The sequence below is a fragment of the Chryseobacterium gossypii genome (genome assembly GCF_041361455.1).
In the GTDB taxonomy this organism is placed as follows: Bacteria; Bacteroidota; Bacteroidia; order Flavobacteriales; family Weeksellaceae; genus Chryseobacterium; species Chryseobacterium gossypii.
In genome coordinates this window covers 1-19714 of sequence record NZ_JBGCUR010000017.1, presented here as the reverse complement: position 1 = coordinate 19714, position 19714 = coordinate 1, and the positions used below count along the sequence as shown (strand labels likewise).

Sequence of the window (19714 nt, the reverse complement as noted above, 5' to 3'; positions counted from 1 at the left end):
TAGAACGAGCAAATTTATAAAATAAATTTCTAACTTTGCTTCACTATGATGATTTATAAAATTTTAAATAAAATTTCAACCACCATTCAGGATTTTCAACATTCCGTTTACCTCAGGGTCTGCATAAGCAATGGATTGAAATTGGGTAAAGATGTAGTGGTAAGAAATCATGTTTCCTTCGGCTCCGAACCTTTTTTAGTTGAAATAGGAGACGGGACCAGAATCGCCTCCGGAGTGACCTTTGTAACCCATTCGGGGGCAACCATTAATATAAGAAAATTAGAAGGCTACGAAGAGGTAAGAAATTTCGGGCGTATAAAAGTAGGTAAGAACTGTGCTATCGGCAGCAATTCCGTAATATTACAGGATGTGGAAATCGGTGATAATTGCGTGCTGGGTGCCAATTCTGTTTTATCCGAATCTATGCCGGAACATACGGTATATGCCGGAAATCCTGCAAAATATATCTGTGAGATCGAAGATTATGCTGATGTACTGAAAAAGACAACGGTGAACTATCCTATTGATCTGGAAAAAGACAGAAAGCAGCTCAACCGGTGGCTGAAGCTGAATCTCCCCGAAAAATTCAAAACTGCAAGATAGTGCCCAAAAAGAAGATCCTTATCCGCATCGGCTCTTTGCGTCATGGTGGCGCTGAAAAAGTCTTGGTCACCTTGCTGAAAAACCTGCCGGAAGACCGGTATGAAATTGATTTGCTCCTGAACCTGTATTCCGGGAAATATCTATCAGAAGTTCCAGGTTGGATCAATGTATTGTACCTCAACAAGGGCGAAATGATTACCACCAACCGGCCGCAGGATATCCCGAGAAAAGCGGCAAGAGTTATTTATCAGAAAGTTCTGAAGAAATTCCCCAACCTTCTCTATAAGAGAAAATTAAAGCATAAAAAATACGATATAGAATTTGCTGCCATCCACGGGATGCGGGATGAGATCTTAGGCTCTCCCCTGAAAAGTTCAAAAAAAATCGTATGGATCCATAATGACCTGTCACAGGTAAAAGGCTATACAGATTCAGAAATTCGTAAGTTTTTTGGCTTTGATAAAATCATGGTGATCTCTGAAAAAATAGAAAAGCTTTTCCACCACCTGGCCAGAAACGAATCTGAAAAGCATAAAATCATAAAGATATACAACCCTCTGGACACGGAAGAGTTTCTTACTAAAGCGGAACTACCGGTGGTAAATTATACTTTTGACAGATCCGTTCCCACATTCATTTCCGTTGGAACAGTTTTTCCACAGAAGGGCTTTGACAGGCTTCTGAAAGTCCACAAACAGCTTCTGGAAGAGGGCTTCCCCCATAAGATCCTCATCGTTGGAGACGGATATGATTTTGAGAATATCAAAAAATTAAAGACGGAGCTGGGTGTTGACTCCACCGCTACAATGCTGGGATTTACGGATAATCCTTATCCTTATTTCAGAAATGCTGACTTTTATATCTTAAGTTCCAGATATGAGGGTTTTCCCACAGTACTGTTTGAAGCGATCACCCTGAAAAAGAAGATCATCGCCACCGAGGTCTCGGGTGTGGATGAAATGCTTAACCATGGAGAGCTGGGCCTGATTGTGGAAAATTCGGAAGAAGGTATCTATTCCGGAATGAAACAGGCACTTTCCCGGCCTGAAACATTCAAACGCTACTCCGACCGGCTTGAAAATTACGAAATGCCTTTCAACCTTGATAATTCTGTGCGAAAAATCATCCATATCCTGGACGAATTATAATTAAATTAATCTCCCTGAAACTGTAATTTCTTTAAATTTGTTTTTATGGCAGAGAAATATTCCATTATTCAGAAAGATTTTTACCGGGAAAGCGGAAAGTGGCTTTCAACTTTTGAGATCTGGGCGAAATGTATCAACCCGAATCTTCATTTTATCTATATTTTAAGGCAGACCCAGAAATTTAAGAAAAAATCTTTACCGGGAATATTCTGGAGACTGGTCTTGAGGCGCCATCAGATAAAATACGGTTTTCAGATCTATCCTGAGACAGAAATCGGAGAAGGCTTTTACCTGGGACACTGGGGCAGCCTTGTGATCAACCCCAAAGCCAGGATCGGCAAAAACTGCAATATTGCCCAGGGAGTTACGATAGGACAGCAAAACCGCGGCAAAAATGCCGGCTGCCCTGTGATCGGCGATGAAGTATGGATCGGAACAAATGCCGTGATCGTAGGGGCGATCACCATTGGCAATAATGTATTGATAGGACCGAATTCGTATGTGAATTTTGATGTCCCTGAAAATTCCGTGGTAGTGGGAAACCCTGCAAAGGTCTATCCTAATGTCAAAGCTACCGAGGGATATATCAACAATAAGGTCTGATTATCCTTGTGATGCTTTCATCTCAATAAATTAATCATCAAAAAAACAATTTATCAATAATAGTTTGTAATTTTATATCCTGATTTTAAATTCAGGGTATTGAATTAGTATGATTTTAAGCATATTTTAATATTAAACTTTGTTAAAAGTAATTGCTTTTTCTACAAAAATTATATTTTTGCATGATTATTGATTTGATCTATTGAATTTGAAAATAATTTAAACGGAATAAATAATTGCAAACCATTAAATTTTATTTTATGTCACAATCGTACGAAGTTATTTTCGAAAACAACAGAAAATGGGTAGAGTCAAAAGTTTCAGAAAACCCTGATTTTTTCCATGAATTGGCCAAAACTCAGAATCCGGATTATCTGTATATCGGATGTTCAGACAGCAGAGCTACGGCAGAAGAATTGATGGGAGCCAAACCGGGAGAAGTTTTTGTTCACAGAAACATCGCCAATGTGGTAAATACCCTGGATATGAGTTCAACAGCGGTAATCCAGTATGCTGTAGAACATCTGAAGGTAAAGCACATTATTGTTTGTGGGCACTACAACTGCGGTGGCGTGAAAGCGGCAATGACGCCTCAGGATCTAGGATTATTGAATCCATGGCTGAGAAACATCCGTGACGTGTACCGTTTGCACCAAGCTGAACTGGACGCTATCGAAGATGAAGGTAAACGTTATGACAGGCTTGTGGAACTTAACGTTCAGGAGCAATGCATTAACGTGATCAAAATGGCATGTGTACAGGAAAGATACATTCTTGAAGAGTATCCTATTGTACATGGCTGGGTATTTGACCTCAGAACCGGAAAAATTATTGATTTGGAGATTGATTTCGAAAAAGTTTTGAAAGACATCCAGAAAATCTATAACCTTACGGAATCTGACTGGGTAATGAGTAGAAAGAAATAAAAAACTTTCTGAAAACTGAAGAAAATGAAATTCTGGAGTATTATTACATTACTGATTTTCCTGAACTTTACAGCTTTACCAGGTATTGCTGCGGTTTTTGGCTGGAAATTACAGGTTACCAATGTAGTAATAAACGAAGAAGAACCTCATTCTCATCCCTCATCTTTTATTGTTTACGAAAAGGCTCTTCCAAAAACTTTGGATGTTTTCGACTATCTGAAGTTTTCTGAACCTTCATTAGAAGACAAGTCTTTCGACCTGATCGATGATTCCTTTCATCTGTCACCTTTACTCACCATATTTTCTCCGCCTCCGGAATTTTAATTTTAATCCAGCTGAACCTTATCCATACCGGATAGGGATGGACAGATGTGCATTAAAATTAAATTTCCAATCTTTTATAATTGATTATTCCAAGTAAGCAATCAGTTATATCGTAGTATTTTTCAAAACATTATGAAAAAAACATCATTATTAGGAGGAATTAAAGAAAATTTCCCTTCAGGACTCGTTGTCTTTTTAGTAGCACTTCCTTTATGTTTAGGAATTGCCTTAGCATCGGGAGCACCGCCGTTATCCGGAATTATTGCGGGTATAGTAGGTGGTTTGGTCGTCGGATCCATCAGTAATTCAAATATTTCGGTATCCGGCCCGGCAGCAGGTTTAACGGCAATTGTTTTAACAGCCATTACAGATCTGGGAGCTTTTGAGGTTTTTCTCTGCGCCGGAATTATTGCCGGGATCATCCAGCTGATCCTGGGTTTTATAAGAGCAGGAAGCATTTCCAATTATTTTCCAAATAACGTAATCGAAGGAATGCTTGCAGCAATAGGTATTATTATCATTCTAAAACAGATCCCTCATGCCATGGGATTTGATAAAGATTATGAAGGACATGAATCTATTTTCGACAATGGATTGAATTTCAACTACTTTAGCGAACTATTCGGAGCCATCCATCCGGGAGCAGTGATTATTACCATAGTTTCCATAGGCTTGCTTTTAGCATGGGACAAAATCCCGGCCTTAAAAAGGATGAAGATGCTTCCCGGGGCTCTGGTTGCCGTAGTGGTAGGAATCGTTTTAAATGAGATCTTCAAAATGACAGGAAGCTCGTTGGCTATTGGTTCCCAGCATCTGGTCTCATTACCTGTCCCGCAGTCTGTCAGTGATTTTAAAAATTTAATCACGCTGCCGGACATCACAGGATTTACCAATCCTAAGGTCTGGGTTGTAGGAGCCACAATTGCCATTGTAGCTTCCATCGAAACCTTACTCTGTATCGAGGCATCTGACAGATTGGATAAGCAAAGAAGGATTACGGATACGAACCTGGAGCTTAAGGCACAGGGAATCGGGAATCTGGTCAGCTCATTCATCGGTGGTCTTCCGATGACCTCCGTTGTGGTAAGGAGCTCCGCTAATGCCAATGCAGGGGCAACATCCAAGCTTTCAGCCATGATACACGGCTTTCTATTGCTGGTTTGCGTATTATCCATTCCGATGGTCTTAAACTTAATTCCGCTTGCTACACTGGCTGCCGTATTGATCCTGGTAGGGTATAAGCTTGCCAAGCCCGCTACATTTAAACATTTCTGGCATCTGGGAAAATTCCAGTTTATACCTTTCATCGCTACAGTAGTGGCTATAGTTGCAACCGACCTGCTAAAAGGAGTGGGTATCGGTCTGGCAATTTCCGTTTTTTATATCCTCCAGGGAAATATGAAACGGGCCTATTATCTGAGCAGGGAAAAGCTGCATGACGCAGATGGCATCAATATCAAGCTTGCCGAGGAAGTTTCGTTCCTGAATAAGGCTGCCATAAAAAAGACTTTGAAAAATATCAAGCCCAATTCTTCCGTTGTCATTGATGCAAGATCTACCTCCTATATCGCTACAGACGTCCTGGAAATGATACAGGATTTTGCCAATATCCGTGCAAAAGAGGAGGATATCAATGTAGAGCTATTAGGATTCAAAACCTCATATAAGGATTACGAACGGGATGAGGATTCCCATATTCTGATCACGCACAGAAGAGCTATGTAAAAATATGTTAGTAAGTTAGATAGATTGATTGGAAATTAATTTTTAAAAGTACATCAAAAAGACCATCGGTTTCCGATGGTCTTATTTTATCATTATTTGCCGTTAAAAGCAGACATAGTATTGTTGATCCCTGCAAAAACAAATGACAGACATGCCCTGGAAAACTGCTCGATTCTCTCGGGGAGCTTATCAGATTCTTCTTCATTCCAGGTCCCTAATACATAATCTACCTGTCTGCCTTCGGGAAAGTCGGCTGAAATTCCAAAACGCAGTCTTGCATAATTCTGGGTCTGTAAAACTTCATTGATATTTTTGAGCCCGTTATGGCCGGCATCAGATCCTTTCATTTTCATTCTCAAAGTTCCGAAAGGCAAAGCCAAGTCATCTGTAACGATCAATACGTTTTCCAATGGGATGTTTTCTTTCTGCATCCAGTATTTTACCGCATTTCCCGAAAGATTCATATAAGTGTCAGGTTTCAGAATCAGTACTCTTCTTCCTTTGTATTTCCCATCTGCCATCCATCCAAAATTCGTTGTGTTAAAAGGCACTTCAAGAGTTTCTGCAATTTTGTCCGCCACTTTAAAGCCTATATTATGCCTTGTGTTTTCATATTCCGAACCTTTATTCCCAAGGCCTACTATCAAATATTTCATCCGAGAAACTTTTTTGCAAATTTAAGGGATAAAAACAAAAAAACTCAATTCCGAAGAATTGAGTTGATATCTTTTATGGGATCTTCTCTTATAAAGGCTTATAAATATAGTTTACTCCAAAGCCTTTCACCATATAGGTTTGAGGATCATAATTGTAATCCGTACTGAATATTACCGGTGCCGGGATCGGCTGCATAAGATCCGTCACAGTATATCGCTTAGGATTATTAGGAGACAATATTGAGCTTCTGTAATCATTGATCTCCGTAGACAGCAGAACAGAGATCTTATAGGCTGTAGGCAACAGGGAATAAGGATTGATCTGGGTATCATAGTTCAGGAACTCATAGCTGTATTTACTGGTAGGAGCCCCGAATACGCCTCCGGCCATAGGGCCGTAGTTTCTTAAAACTTTGGAAACGTTATCACCCAGGTATTCATAGGTAGATTCAGAATAATTTTTATATTCAAAAGGGGTACCCGGATCATCTTCACCTGTCTGCATCGTAATCTTATCCAGCTTGTTGGTAGTGGTACTATAGGCCAGATTATAAAGTGTTTTCGATTTTCTTAAAAGGGTCCATGGCCCAGGAGGTAGCGGCGGTACCACAGGAGTTCTGTTGAAAACGGAGCGGTTTTCAGAAATCTTTTCCAATCTTCCGGTATTGTCATAGGTAAATAACTGAACATAGGAAGTACTGTCTTCATCCAAAGTGCCGTCATTATCCGAATCCAGGAAACCATTGAAGGTGATTTTGCTTACTTTATCACCGCTGTACTGTACATCTGTAGTAGAGGCCGCTTTTGTTATTACTCTCGACAAGAGCAATCCGTTATAGTGATATTCTGCTATCGTATCTGCATCTGTGATTTCTCTATACAAAGCCCGTGGCCCGTTTAAACCACTATTATCATTCAGGTCTACCAGCGGATTTCCATCTTCATCTACTAAATCTTTACAAGAATGTATCGTAGAAAAACCAGCTAACAATAAAATAAAATAGAAAAGTCGTTTCATTCCTTATTGGGATTGGGGGATTATTTATTTTTCCACAAATATAATTTTTTTTTGAATAAAAATCATATATTTATTCATATTATAATAAAACTAACAACCGCATTTCCTTTACAAAGGTTTATAAATATAATTAATCGTCTGCCCCTGATCTGATACCGGATAGTTCTGGGAATCATACAGATATCCTTTAGGAATGGAAACAGGCGGCGACATCGGGTTATGAATGGTAATCTTTCCGGCGTTGTTGGTGGAAATCATATTAAAATTAATCGGGAACAATGTTCCTGTGACGATAAAATACTCTTTCGGCAGGGTTGTATAAGGGTTGATCTTATCATCATAGTTATCATAAGCATAGGTAATGGTGCTGGCTGTGGTGGGATCCGGCGTGTTCCCGCTCATCAGCATGGTTGTATGGTCCACTTTAACCACATTACTTGCGGAAAAGGTAAATCTGTATTCGGTATAATGGGTATAGCTTGAGCTGCCGCCCATTTTCTTCCGTTCCTCAATTCTGTATAGGCCACCTACTGCATCATAAATGACAGTGAAATCACTGTAATTGGTTGTTGAAATGGCATTTTGCTGCATGGCAATGGCAGACATTTTACCGTTGGTATAAGTGATGGTATATTCGTTATCCAGGACGTGCGGCGTCAGGTTGTCCTGATATCTGATTTTTGTTATTTTATCATTGGTATAGGTTACCGTTGCCGTAGTGGTATTGGAGGTTCCGTAATCTCTTAAAATGGCCTGGGAAAGAACTCCTGCACTGGTAATATATTCTTCCGTGGTTACATTTCCATTGGTAACCTTACTTAATATTCTTGGCCCTGTAATCCCTGACCCATTATTGTTATTCTTATTTTGGTTAGGAGGATCTTCAGTAGTATTATCACAAGACACAACAAATGCAAGAAGCAATACCGTCAGAATTTTCAATAAATGGCTTTTTCCCATGATGATGATTTTTTAATGTCGCCAAATATAATTTATTTTCATTTATAAATAAATTTTTTCAATAAATTATTAAATATTAAACAAAAAACCTAAAAATAATTATTTTTAGGTTTTTTTATTTGTTATTATTTAATGATCAAAATCAATACGGCTGCAGTACGGAGGTACTCAGAACAGATTGGGACATATCCGCATTCAGATAGGTTGTATTTACGGCTTTGCCTATTCCCAGGGTCCCTGAGTTCAGATTTCTTTTTGTACAAGCGGCTTTAACGCTGTAATTATTTTTAGGTGTAAGATTGGTTAAGGTCGCATTAAGATTAAAGATTTTGTTTGTCCCGTCACCACCTAACAATACATCCGTCCGCACTGCTTTAAGCCTGTTGTCTACAAAAATACCGCAGGCAAAGCTTATTGAGGAATTTCCGTTTGCCGTTTTCTGGGCAGTGGTCTGAAATGTAAAAGTAACCTTATTCGTTGCATTCGTTATTGAGAATGTATCGACAGCTCCCGGAAGGACCGTCCATGAAGAATTTAATGTCATGTCAACGGCATATGGAGAGGTAGATCCGTTTGAGCCGCTAAAAGTGGCACCGCCCTTATCCTCAACGGTGTTCATTGAAAACAACGACATACTGCTCAATCCGTCAGCAACCTTTATATTTTTCCAGTCGTTGGTCATCAGATCGGAGTCATTATGGAAAATTGTTCCAGCCTCGCCTGCCGACCCTTTTACAAGATCTGTTCCTCCTGTTCTTAATTCCTTTCTTACATTCAAATCCCCGTTAACATCCAGCATATTAACCGGTGTATCGGTGTTTATTCCAACCTGAGCGCTACATAAAGCGGTAAGCAATAAAGAGCTCATTAAAAATATTTTATTCATGATTAGTTAATTATAGGATTAAACACTTGCGGAACTTCATACACATCTACTTTAAGGGAAGAACGGCTGATAAAAGAATCGATATTAGTCTGAACATTGATCCCTATCCCTAAGGTAACCCCGCTTCCTACATTATAGGATTTTAATCTTGAGCAGGCTACACTCACCGTATGTTGTCCTTTGGAAAGGTTTTCTACAAGGCCTATCTGATTATGGGTCAGAAAGGGATAGTTGGCACTGCTCGCTTTCAAATTTCCCTGTCTCAGATTCACCAGCTTATCATCCACAAAAATCCCGCAGGCATAATCAATTGAAGAATCTGTAGATCCTGCAGCTGTAAGATTGGCATGAACCACCGTTTCAAACTGGAAATAGGCTTTGCTTTCCGTACTGTACACATTTAAGGTTTGAGACAGCCCGGGGATCTTTTTAAATCTTATAAATCCGCTATAGCTGCTGTTCCTGGTAAACGCTGATGCTCTGGAAGTAATATTGGATTCTTCTGAACCGGTAAACTTCACTCCTGTCTCATCAGAGAAAGAATTGTTAAAAATCAGATAAAATTTATTCGGCTCATATTCAGGAATCCTAAGGGTTTTCCAGGCCGGCGGATAGCCTTCTCCCTGGGAAACCAGGATCTGGTCATTCGTCCCTTCGGAAAGCTTATTGTTCGCAGTATTTAAAACAGCCAGTTTTCCCCGGAGATTCATATCCCCGTTCACATCCAGAATAGACTGGGGGGACTCGGTGTTTATTCCTATCTGTGCAGATAATGATAGTCCTGTTGACAAAAACAGGGCAGATAATATATTTTTCATGAATTATTTCTTAATTAGTAGTGTAGATTACCTGTTCAATGACATCTATTTTAAACATAGATTCTAAAGTGAATGCATTAGACACCGTATTGGTATCCGATACATTACGACCGATAGTAAACTGGGTATTTAAATTTGATGCATTAATTTTCCTGCATGCAACTTCAATTTTTTGTACCCCTACAGAAACGTCCTGTTCCGTATAATTCAAGGTGAAAATATAGTCCTGAATTCCTGCTTTTTCGGAATTGTTGTTAGAAGAAACTTTATCAGGCCGCACCGCCACGAGCTTTCCATTCCTGAAAACACCACATGTGAAGCTTACATTCTGTGATGCTGTGGCTGACGGGGCTTTCATTTCAACACCCGTCTGGAATTGATAGGTGAGCCTGTTTTTGCCGTTCTTGATAGTGAAGGTATTTTCAAGGCCGGGAATTTTAACCCAATTCCCGGTACCGGTATCCGAGATATCATCTCCGACATTGTTCTTGTAAATGCCGTCACCCGGAACTCCGTTAGAAAGAGTTGTAATACCTGTTTGATCCGATGACAAATACGAATTGATCAATTTGTACTGCCCTTCCTCCATAAAGGAAACATTCAACGATTTCCATACAGGGGGTAAATTTTCTCCCTGAGAAACCAAAACCTGGCCATTTAACCCGGCATTGCCTGCCTGAGTTGAAGTACCGCCTACTCTAAGTTCTTTTCTTAAGGTGGTTTTCCCGTTCACATCGAGAACAGCATTGGGGGTACTCGTCCCAACACCCACCTGAGCGTAGATCTGAATTGAACATGCCAATCCAGCCGCGCAGTAATACACAGTTTTTTTCATAATAAGGGGCAGCAAAGATAGAAAAATTTTTAAATAAAAATTAGAATCTCCCCTTTATAAACTTATAGAAATAAGTTTGTTAAGCTATAGAAATAAATACACGGAAAAGTAGAATTATTTCTACTCCCGGCGAACGGCCTGATGGTTCTGGAGCATTGATTTCAGCAAAATATTGACCTCATCTACATTCTTTACCTTATCTTTTCTCATCATCAGGTGATTTCCGTCTTTGCCTACTTTCTCTTTCAGCTGGGCTTCCGCAGGATTCTGTGTCAGATAGCTGATAATATTCCTGAACTTTTCTGTCTGATAAAATTTGTCTTGCGGGTTGCCTGGGAAATACCCTAAAAATATCCCGTTTTTCATTACAATTTTTTCAAATCCAATATCTGCTGCAAGCCATTTTAATGATACACTTTTCAGTAAATTAACTGCTTCTTTTGGCAGTTTTCCGAAACGGTCTATCAACTCGTTCTCAAATTTCTGAAGATCTTTTTCATTATCAATCTCGGCAATCTTCTGGTAAAGCAGCAGTCTTTCCTCGGTATTGGAGATATACGAATCCGGCAGCATAAGTTCCAGATCGGTATCAATATTCACTTCTTTGGCTGATTTGAAAAGTTTTTGTCTTTCTTCTTCATTTTCAAATAAGTTCCCGAAGTCCTCATCATCTTTCAGCTCTTCAAGAGCCTCCTGCATCAGTTTCTGGTAGGTTTCGAAGCCCATTTCATTGATAAAGCCGCTTTGTTCCGCTCCCAGCAGATCTCCGGCACCCCGTATTTCCAGATCTTTCATGGCGATCTGAAAACCGCTGCCCAGATCGGAGAACTGTTCAATGGCCTCCAGGCGCTTCCGGGCATCAGAGGTCATCATATCATAAGGCGGAGTGATCAAATAGCAAAAAGCCTTCCGGTTACTTCGCCCTACCCTTCCTCTCATCTGATGGAGATCGGCCATTCCGAATCTGTGGGCATCATTGATAAAAATAGTATTCGCATTAGGCACATCTACCCCACTTTCAACAATTGTTGTAGATACCAGAACATCATATTTGCCTTCCATGAAGTCAAGCACATTCTTTTCAAGCTGTTTACCTTCCATCTGGCCGTGGCCGGTGATCACTCTTGCATCAGGAACCAGCCTCTGGATAAGTCCGGCAATATCTTTCAGGTTTTCTATTCTGTTATTGATAAAGTATACCTGCCCGTCTCTCTGAATCTCATACGAAATGGCATCACGGAGGATTTCTTCATTAAACCCTATAATCTGGGTATCCACCGGCTGCCTGTTGGGTGGAGGAGTTTTGATGACCGATAAATCCCTTGCCGCCATTAAAGAAAACTGAAGTGTCCTTGGGATAGGGGTTGCCGTTAAGGTCAGCGTATCCACATTACTTTTCAGGGTTTTCAGTTTATCCTTCACGGAAACCCCGAACTTATGCTCCTCATCAATGATCAGTAAGCCCAAATCTTTGAATTTCACGCTGCTGCCTACCAGCTGATGTGTTCCTATAATGATATCAACTTTCCCGTTTTTTAAATCTTCCAGCGTTTCCGATTTTTGTTTGGCGGTCCTGAACCTATTCAGATATGCAACATTCACCGGAAAATCTTTCAGCCTTTCTTTGAAGCTTCTGTAATGCTGGAATGCCAGAATAGTGGTCGGAACCAAAACAGCCACCTGCTTTCCATCGGTCGCCGCTTTAAAAGCAGCACGGATAGCGACTTCCGTTTTACCGAAGCCAACATCGCCGCAGACCAGCCTGTCCATCACAGTGGCAGCCTCCATATCTTTTTTCACATCAAAGGTCGCCTTTTCCTGATCGGGAGTATCTTCATATATAAAACTCGCTTCCAGCTCATTTTGCAGATAGGAATCGGGAGAATAGGCAAAGCCCTGGGCAGTCTTTCTTTGGGCATACAATTTAATAAGGTCAAAAGCTATTTGCTTTACCTTGGCCTTGGTTTTCTGCTTCAAGGATTTCCAGGCCGGTGAACCCAGCTTGCTTAAAACAATCTCTTTTCCTTCCGGACCATTGTACTTTGAAATTTTATGAAGGGAATGAATGCTCACGTACAGCAGATCCCCGTTCTTATAGGTCAGTTTAAAGCATTCCTGTATCTTCCCGTCATTATTTACCTTCACCAGCCCCATAAATTTTCCGATCCCATGATCTATATGGGCAATATAATCCCCTATTTTCAGGGACATGAGATCTTTCAGGGTAAGCTGCTCAGATTTGGCAAAGGTATTTTTAGCCTTATACCTTTGGTAACGGTCAAAAATCTGATGATCCGTATAAACGAGAATTTTATGGTTATAATCTATAAAACCTTCATGCAATTCGGATTTAAAACTCTTAAAAGGCACTTCATGTTCAAGCTCTTCAAAAATAGATTGCAGCCTTTCCTTTTGTTTCTCTGTAGAAAAAGATATCCAGGTATCAAAGCCCTCACTCTGTTTCTGTTCCAGATCTTCGATCAGCAGCTCAAAATTCTTATGAAAGGAAGGCTGCGAGGTCTGCTCTATTTTCACCTCGGCTGTTTCCCTGAGTCCTTCCAAAGACACACTGCTGAAATCAATGGTTTTGAATTTTTTATAATCAAATAAAAATTCTTCGTCCGATATGAATAATTCTTGTGGAGTTCTGTGTGCAATATCTTTATTTAAGGATCCGTATTTTTCCAGAGACTTTTCATAAAATGTTCTTATCTTCTGAAGCCCTACTACAACATTCCTGGTCACCACAAAGCTGTCTTTCGGTAAAAGCTGCATCAGGGAAACCTTGCTTCCATTCACCGAAAAGTTCATATTGGATACGAGCTGGAACTCCTTTATCTTATCCAGAGAAAGCTGGGTTTCGATATCAAATGTTTTAATACTTTCCACTTCATTCCCGAAGAAAGTGATCCGATAAGGCTTTTCATTGGAATAGGAAAAAACATCCACAATACCTCCTCTCACGGAAAATTCACCCGGCTCGGAAACAAAATCCGTCTGCTGGAAATTATAATGGTTGAGCAGCTCATCCACAAAATCAAAGTCAAGCTGGTCTCCTACCCTGATATGATGGGAAATGGCTTTAAAGTCTTCCTTCTTCAATACTTTTTCGGACAGGGCCCCCGCATAGGCCACGATTACTTTGGGAGATTTTTCCGAATTCAATTTGTTCAGAACTTCAGTTCTTAGTACAAGATTTGCATTCTGGGTCTTTTCCACCTGGTAAGGTTCGAGGTGAGTAGCAGGGAAATACAGAACCTTTTCCTTTCCAACGAGGTCTTCCATTTCCGTGTTGGCATAAAGGGCATCCTCCTTGTCATCAACCAGGTATAAAATATTCTTTCTCCGGGATAGGAAGAGTTCGGCTACAAAGACGGAAATTGAAGAACCGGCGGTTCCTTTTACTGAAACATGTTGATGGTTTTCCAGCTGAATAAAGATCTCTTTCCCAAATTCTTTTTGAAGCAGATCGGGAAGGAATTTTTCCTTAATGGTTTTTAATTGCATAAATTTTAATCGGATAAACGACGAAAGCGATCCCGGGTATTTCCGGAATCGTTTTGATACTCACAAAGATATGGATATTTTTCCTTTTTCTTAAAGTGTTAAATGGTTAAAAAATAACGACCAATATCAATAAGTCATAATTTTTTACTAAAATTTCTAATTTAAAGTTAAAACAATTATAAAATTATGCCCTGGCATGCTGTTTGGAAATTTTTACTTATCAACTCTTAAAGAAATAATATTATGAAAAAAGCAATTAAAATTTTAGGACTGTTCTTATTGGTATTTTTTGCCTTCACCTCTTTTTCTTCGTGCAGTGATGATGATGATCCTACAAACAATGATTTTTTCGCGGGAACTTACAGAGGTAGTGTTTCTTACCATGACGACGACAGTGATATCAGCACAAACGACGGCAGTGTATTTGTAACAAAGATTGCAAGCGGTACAAAGTATAATTTCGCATTCTCAAACAGTATTCCGGACCTTAACGGAATTGAGTTTGAACAGCAGGGAGACCATACGCTTGTAATGGTAGGTTCCACAGCAACGTCTTATATCAGAATTGATAATGATGAGCTGAAGATCTTATATATAAAAGACGGCAGAACCTGGACTGCTAACTGTACACGTTAACCCAACTATTCATATATGTCAGAACCTGTTTCCCCTTCGGAGGCAGGTTTTATTTTTAATCTTCATAAACTTTAATCTTTTTTTAAGCTGTAATAAACTTTAGTTAAGTTTATAAAAACTAAATTTTTCAGCTTGGTTTTTGTATAACTTTGAACAGGTAAATAAACTGAATATCATTATGAAAAAATTATTATCTGCAATGTCATTAGTACTAGGACTAGGACTTGCTACCGCTCAGCAAACTACACCTGCAACCAATACCCATACCCATCAGACGGTAAAAACAGTAAAAGCTTCACATACCAAAACGGCCAAGCCTGCTGCAAAACTGAAGAAAGACGGTACGCCAGACAAAAGATATAAAGAGAATAAAAAACTGAAAAAGGACGGCACCCCTGATAAGAGGTATAAGGAAAACAAATAAAGTAAACATATAGTTGTTATTTTCATAATCAAATTTCGAAGGACCGATGGATATCCATCGGTTTTTTAATGGTATCCGTGCCCCGAATGCTTTTATTTGGTTAGTTATTTATAAATTTGGGTCATGTTAAATTTTCTCAAGAAAAACATTGCACTGATCTGGGCAAAAAAGCATGTCCGGAAAGCCGAAGAATTCAAAAAAAATGCACCGCAAAACCAGGAGGATTTACTTTTAAGTTTAGTAGATACCGCTAAAAAAACCCTTTTCGGGAGAGCGCATGAATTTGAGAGCATCCGTTCTGTAAAAGATTTTCAGGAAAAGGTTCCCATAGCGGATTATGAAGATCTGAAGCCCTATATTGAGAGAATAAGAAAAGGTCAGGCCCATATCCTCTGGCCGGAAACCCCTGAATATTTTGCCAAAACTTCCGGCACCACATCGGGATCCAAATACATTCCCATTTCAAAAGAAGGCATGCCTTTTCAGATTGCAGGAGCAAAAAGCGCTTTATTCCATTATATTGCGAAAAAAAACAATGCTGATTTTGTTACCGGGAAAATGATCTTTCTACAGGGAAGTCCTGAGCTGGAAGAGGTCTTTGGAATAAAGACAGGCCGGCTCTCCGGCATTGTGGCCCATCACATCCCGGATTATCTTCAGAAAAACCGGCTTCCCAGCTGGGAAACAAACATAATGGAAGACTGGGAAGCTAAAGTGGATAAGATTGTTGAAGAAACTGAAAAGGAAAATATGACCCTGATTTCGGGGATTCCGCCCTGGCTGATCATGTACTTTGAAAAGCTGACCGAAAAACATGGAAAAAGGATCAAGCAGATTTTTCCCCATCTTCAGCTCATCGTTACCGGAGGAGTAAATTATGAGCCTTACCGGGATAAAATGGAGGATCTGCTGGGGGGAAAAGTAGATATTATCCAAACCTTTCCTGCCTCTGAAGGGTTTTTTGCATTTCAGGAGGATTATACAAAAGAGGGACTGCTGCTGCTGACCAATCATGGGATCTTTTATGAGTTCATTCCTTTGGAAGAATACGGAAAGGCCAATGCAAGAAGATTAACCTTAAAAGAAATTGAGCTTAATAAGGATTATGCCATGATATTAACGACAAACTCCGGTCTGTGGGGCTATTCGATCGGTGATGTCGTGAGGTTTATTGATAAGAATCCGCACAGGATTCTGGTAACCGGAAGAACCAAACATTTCACATCTGCATTCGGGGAGCATGTGATCGCGTTTGAAGTGGAAGAAGCGATGAAAGCTGCCCTGGAAAAATTTCCTGCACAGATTACAGAGTTTCACCTTGCCCCTCAGGTTAATCCCACGGAAGGTCTTCCTTATCATGAATGGCTGATCGAGTTTGAAAAGGAGCCCGGAAACATGGAGTTGTTCCGGAATGAGCTTGATATGCAGCTCAGAAAGCGAAATTCTTATTATGACGATCTTATCTCAGGGAATATCTTACAGAAGCTTCATATCACCAGACTGAAGAAAAACGCGTTTCATGAATACGCCAAATCCCAGGGAAAACTTGGCGGTCAAAATAAGACCCCCAGGTTGGCCAACGACAGAAAAACTGCGGATTTATTGGAAATTTATAAACTTTAGTGATATTTTTTCAATTCCAAAAACATATATTCAAAAAAAATTATAAATTTGAAAAATTAAAAAATAATAATGAAAGCATCTGTACTTTTAAAATCATCTTTATTGACGTCTTTATTTGTAATTTCATCCTGTGCGACTACAAAATATAGTGAGGATATTTCAAAAAACGATTATTCTAATCTGGAAGCCGGAAGAATGTATGTGGTAACCCTGAAAGACGGATCTAAAAAACAGAAAATGTTGTTCCGTAATATAGATGGTGACAATATCATAGGAATAGCCGGTAAAAAAGACAGTACAGAAGTGATTATTCCGAAGTCCAATGTGGCGGCAGTAAAAGACAGATCCAGAGCGAGAGTAACTGCGGGGGCCGTAGTTATTGGTGCAGCCGGCGTTGCAGCCCTGGTATTAAGTTCCACAAGAGCGGATTAATAGATTCTGTCTTTCCAGCCTTATTTGATTTATCATTTAAAAAAATATACTATCCATAGCCCTGAATAAATATTTAGGGCTATTTTTGTGCATGATTTCGTTTACCCCGTTAAAAACATTACAAAATGTTGAGTTCAGAAATCTTCTTACAGGAAGGTTTTTTATTGTTCTGGCTTTCAGAATGCTCGCCACCTTATTGGGCTGGTGGGTGTATCAGCTAACAAGAGATCCTCTTTCAATCGGGCTTATCGGGCTTTCGGAAGTAATTCCCGCGGTAAGCTGTGCTCTATATGCCGGGCATATTATAGATATGAATGAGAAAAAGAGGCTTCTTCTGATTTGTAATTATGCCTATGTGTTTCTGATCGGTTTACTGTTGATTCCCGCATTCCTTAATGTGGAAATGCATTTTACCGGGCATCAGATCACTTATTTTATTTATGGTGTCATTTTCTTTACAGGGATCGCAAGAGCTTTTATCGGGCCCATCGTACCATCCATGATTCCTAAGATTGTCAAAATGGAAAATCTGCCTAATGCCGTGACCCTGAATCAGGCTACCTTTCTGGTCTCTTCTGTATGCGGGCATGCCATCGGAGGTTTTCTTATAGGATATTTTGGGATAAAATGGACTCTTGTTGTCATTATTTCCCTGATCTTCACTGCTTCTCTGTTTTTCTGGCAACTCAACAAGCAACATTCTGAAAATAAAAAGGAAACCGTTAATGTAGCAGAAAGTATGCGTGAAGGTATTGCCTATATTTTTAAAACCAAGGAAATCCTGGGTGCCCTGTGCCTGGATATGTTTGCCGTGCTTTTCGGAGGTGCTGTGGCCATGATACCGGTTTACGCTTCGGATATATTAAAGGTGGGGGCAGAAGGTTTCGGGCTGTTGAATGCAGCATCTGACATCGGTTCCATGTGCATCATTACCATCCTGTCATTGATCCCTTTAAGAAAAAACCAGGGAAAAATCCTGCTGGCCGTAGTAACCGGCTTTGGGCTTTGTATTATAGGTTTCGGTTTATCAAATTTATACCGGCTTTCCTTCATGTTTCTTGTTCTCAGCGGAATGCTGGACGGCATTTCTGTCGTTATCCGCGGAACCATTGTTCAGCTGAAAACTCCTGACCATATAAGAGGCCGGGTGCTGAGCGTAAATTCCATTTTCATCATGTCCAGTAATGAAATGGGACAGTTTGAAAGCGGGCTCATGGCCAAATTACTGGGCGTGGTACGCTCTGTGGTATTCGGAGGAAGTATGACCGTTCTCGTGGCATTGATAGTAGGAAGTACGAATCCTAAATTACGAAATATGCAGTATTGAGAAATTGAAAAGTAAGATAAACTTTATATAAATATATTACAAAAACATTAATTTAAATTTAATAATTTTTTATATTTGCTAGATAAATTTTCCCTTTATGAAAAAAGCTTTACTCATTTTTCTGATGATCTTCTATCAGATATCTTACGCGCAATCGGACTGTACTTCCGCTCTCGCTGTTTGTGGAAATTCTGATATTTCCTATACACCCAGCGGATTTGGAAATATCCAGGAGAATCCTTTAGGAGGCGGATGCCTTTCTTCTGAACATTTCTCTGTATGGTACACTTTCACGGCCTCAACCAGTGGTACGCTTACTTTTTTAATTACCCCGAATGCCCAAGCTGACTATGACTGGGCGATATTCGGGCCTAACAAACAATGCGGCAACCTGGGGTCACCTCTGCGATGCTCTTATGCTTCTACAGCCAACGGAATCTTGACCGGTCTGAATATGACCGCCACAGACCTTTCAGAAGGTGCTGGTGGAGACGGATTCGTAAAATATTTAGATGTAATAGCAGGAGAAACTTATTACCTGATTGTAGACAACTTCTCAGCCAATGCGAATGGTTTCGTTCTTACCTGGGGAGGAACAGCTACGCTATCATCTCCTTTTACATCAGCCATGCAGCCAAACCCTTTTATACCTCCGGGGGTTCCAAATGCTAATCCGGGAGAACCAAACGAGGTAATTGTATGCTCTGATCCGGCTGTTTTTGATTTCAGTTCCTTATCTGCCGGAATTATCAACGGAAATCCTAATTTCGTTGTCAGCTATCATACCAGCTCCAATGATGCCCTTACAGGTAATAACCCTATTACTGCACCACAAACAGTAAATACAACTACTGTTTACTATTATAGCATCAGTTATTCAGACCCTGCCGACCCGAACAACCCGATCAGCAAATGTAAGCAAACCGGAACGTTCAAGTTTAAGCAAGGGAACATTACAGCAGATGACGCTTCATTAAGCGCATGTAATAATAACAATGACGGGGTTGCCACCTACGACCTTACCGCAGCAAATGTTTTTGCAGATCCTTCTGCCACTAAGAAATACTATCCTACAATGGCTGATCTGAATGCGGGAACCAACGAGATTACAAACCCAACGAACTACGTTTCTTCTACAGGTACGATATACGTGCTGGTTACTACCCCTCAGGGATGTTCTGATACCGCTGAGATTACTTTGAACTTCAATCCTGTTGTTACGGTAACGGAAGCTACATTAAGATCCTGCTTTATTGAGTCTAA

At 40.0% G+C, this 19714-nt stretch carries 19 protein-coding genes; 12 read left to right on the top strand and 7 right to left on the bottom strand.

The genetic code is table 11. The features are described from left to right. Positions 1–45 precede the first annotated feature (45 nt). The 6 genes from ABMQ40_RS10510 (at position 46) to ABMQ40_RS10485 (ending at position 5329) form a co-directional block, all read left to right on the top strand. Positions 46–603, top strand: a complete 558-nt coding sequence (locus ABMQ40_RS10510) for an acyltransferase (RefSeq protein ID WP_370899322.1) — start codon at positions 46–48, stop codon at positions 601–603. Further along, positions 603–1751, top strand: coding sequence for a glycosyltransferase (locus ABMQ40_RS10505; RefSeq protein ID WP_370899320.1), 1149 nt, complete (start codon positions 603–605; stop codon positions 1749–1751). The genes ABMQ40_RS10510 and ABMQ40_RS10505 overlap by 1 nt, the downstream gene beginning before the upstream one ends. A 45-nt stretch (positions 1752–1796) precedes the next feature. After that, complete coding sequence (locus ABMQ40_RS10500; protein ID WP_370899318.1) at positions 1797–2354, top strand: serine acetyltransferase; 558 nt, start codon at positions 1797–1799, stop codon at positions 2352–2354. A 260-nt stretch (positions 2355–2614) separates the two neighbouring features. After that, the gene (locus ABMQ40_RS10495) at positions 2615–3280 is read left to right on the top strand and encodes a carbonic anhydrase (protein WP_370899316.1); all 666 of its coding nucleotides are present in this window, start codon (positions 2615–2617) and stop codon (positions 3278–3280) included. A gap of 24 nt (positions 3281–3304) precedes the next feature. Continuing rightward, a complete protein-coding gene (locus tag ABMQ40_RS10490) occupies positions 3305–3604 on the top strand; it encodes a hypothetical protein (RefSeq protein ID WP_370899314.1) in 300 nt (99 codons plus the stop codon). 132 nt (positions 3605–3736) lie between these two features. Further along, positions 3737–5329, top strand: a complete 1593-nt coding sequence (locus ABMQ40_RS10485) for a SulP family inorganic anion transporter (RefSeq protein WP_370899312.1) — start codon at positions 3737–3739, stop codon at positions 5327–5329. 92 nt (positions 5330–5421) lie between these two features. Here ABMQ40_RS10485 and pth read toward each other — a convergent pair whose 3' ends face one another. The 7 genes from pth to mfd form a co-directional block, all read right to left on the bottom strand. Then, positions 5422–5985, bottom strand: a complete 564-nt coding sequence (gene pth, locus ABMQ40_RS10480) for an aminoacyl-tRNA hydrolase (protein ID WP_370899310.1) — start codon at positions 5983–5985, stop codon at positions 5422–5424. Between the two features lie 88 nt (positions 5986–6073). Then, the gene (locus ABMQ40_RS10475; protein ID WP_370899308.1) at positions 6074–7003 is read right to left on the bottom strand and encodes a hypothetical protein; all 930 of its coding nucleotides are present in this window, start codon (positions 7001–7003) and stop codon (positions 6074–6076) included. Positions 7004–7111: 108 nt separating this feature from the next. Continuing rightward, a complete protein-coding gene (locus tag ABMQ40_RS10470) occupies positions 7112–7963 on the bottom strand; it encodes a hypothetical protein (protein ID WP_370899306.1) in 852 nt (283 codons plus the stop codon). Between the two features lie 142 nt (positions 7964–8105). Further along, positions 8106–8849 (bottom strand): hypothetical protein, encoded by a 744-nt coding sequence (locus ABMQ40_RS10465; protein WP_370899304.1) that lies wholly within the window; start codon positions 8847–8849, stop codon positions 8106–8108. Positions 8850–8851: 2 nt separating this feature from the next. Next, positions 8852–9667, bottom strand: a complete 816-nt coding sequence (locus ABMQ40_RS10460) for a hypothetical protein (RefSeq protein ID WP_370899302.1) — start codon at positions 9665–9667, stop codon at positions 8852–8854. 10 nt (positions 9668–9677) lie between these two features. After that, positions 9678–10502 (bottom strand): hypothetical protein, encoded by an 825-nt coding sequence (locus tag ABMQ40_RS10455; RefSeq protein WP_370899300.1) that lies wholly within the window; start codon positions 10500–10502, stop codon positions 9678–9680. A 120-nt stretch (positions 10503–10622) separates the two neighbouring features. Continuing rightward, positions 10623–14009 (bottom strand): transcription-repair coupling factor, encoded by a 3387-nt coding sequence (mfd, locus tag ABMQ40_RS10450; protein WP_370899298.1) that lies wholly within the window; start codon positions 14007–14009, stop codon positions 10623–10625. A 243-nt stretch (positions 14010–14252) separates the two neighbouring features. On the opposite strand from mfd, the gene ABMQ40_RS10445 reads away from it, so the two are divergent. The 6 genes from ABMQ40_RS10445 to ABMQ40_RS10420 form a co-directional block, all read left to right on the top strand. Then, positions 14253–14645 (top strand): hypothetical protein, encoded by a 393-nt coding sequence (locus ABMQ40_RS10445; protein WP_370899296.1) that lies wholly within the window; start codon positions 14253–14255, stop codon positions 14643–14645. Between the two features lie 178 nt (positions 14646–14823). Next, positions 14824–15069, top strand: a complete 246-nt coding sequence (locus ABMQ40_RS10440) for a hypothetical protein (protein WP_370899294.1) — start codon at positions 14824–14826, stop codon at positions 15067–15069. Between the two features lie 123 nt (positions 15070–15192). Then, the gene (locus tag ABMQ40_RS10435; RefSeq protein ID WP_370899292.1) at positions 15193–16692 is read left to right on the top strand and encodes a GH3 auxin-responsive promoter family protein; all 1500 of its coding nucleotides are present in this window, start codon (positions 15193–15195) and stop codon (positions 16690–16692) included. Positions 16693–16761: 69 nt separating this feature from the next. Continuing rightward, positions 16762–17124, top strand: a complete 363-nt coding sequence (locus ABMQ40_RS10430; RefSeq protein ID WP_370899290.1) for a hypothetical protein — start codon at positions 16762–16764, stop codon at positions 17122–17124. Between the two features lie 91 nt (positions 17125–17215). After that, positions 17216–18451: an MFS transporter gene (locus ABMQ40_RS10425; protein ID WP_370899288.1), complete on the top strand. Its 1236-nt coding sequence runs from the start codon at positions 17216–17218 to the stop codon at positions 18449–18451. A 97-nt stretch (positions 18452–18548) separates the two neighbouring features. Continuing rightward, the coding region (locus tag ABMQ40_RS10420) for an FIDD domain-containing protein (protein ID WP_503128621.1) at positions 18549–19714 on the top strand (1166 nt) is incomplete at its 3' end.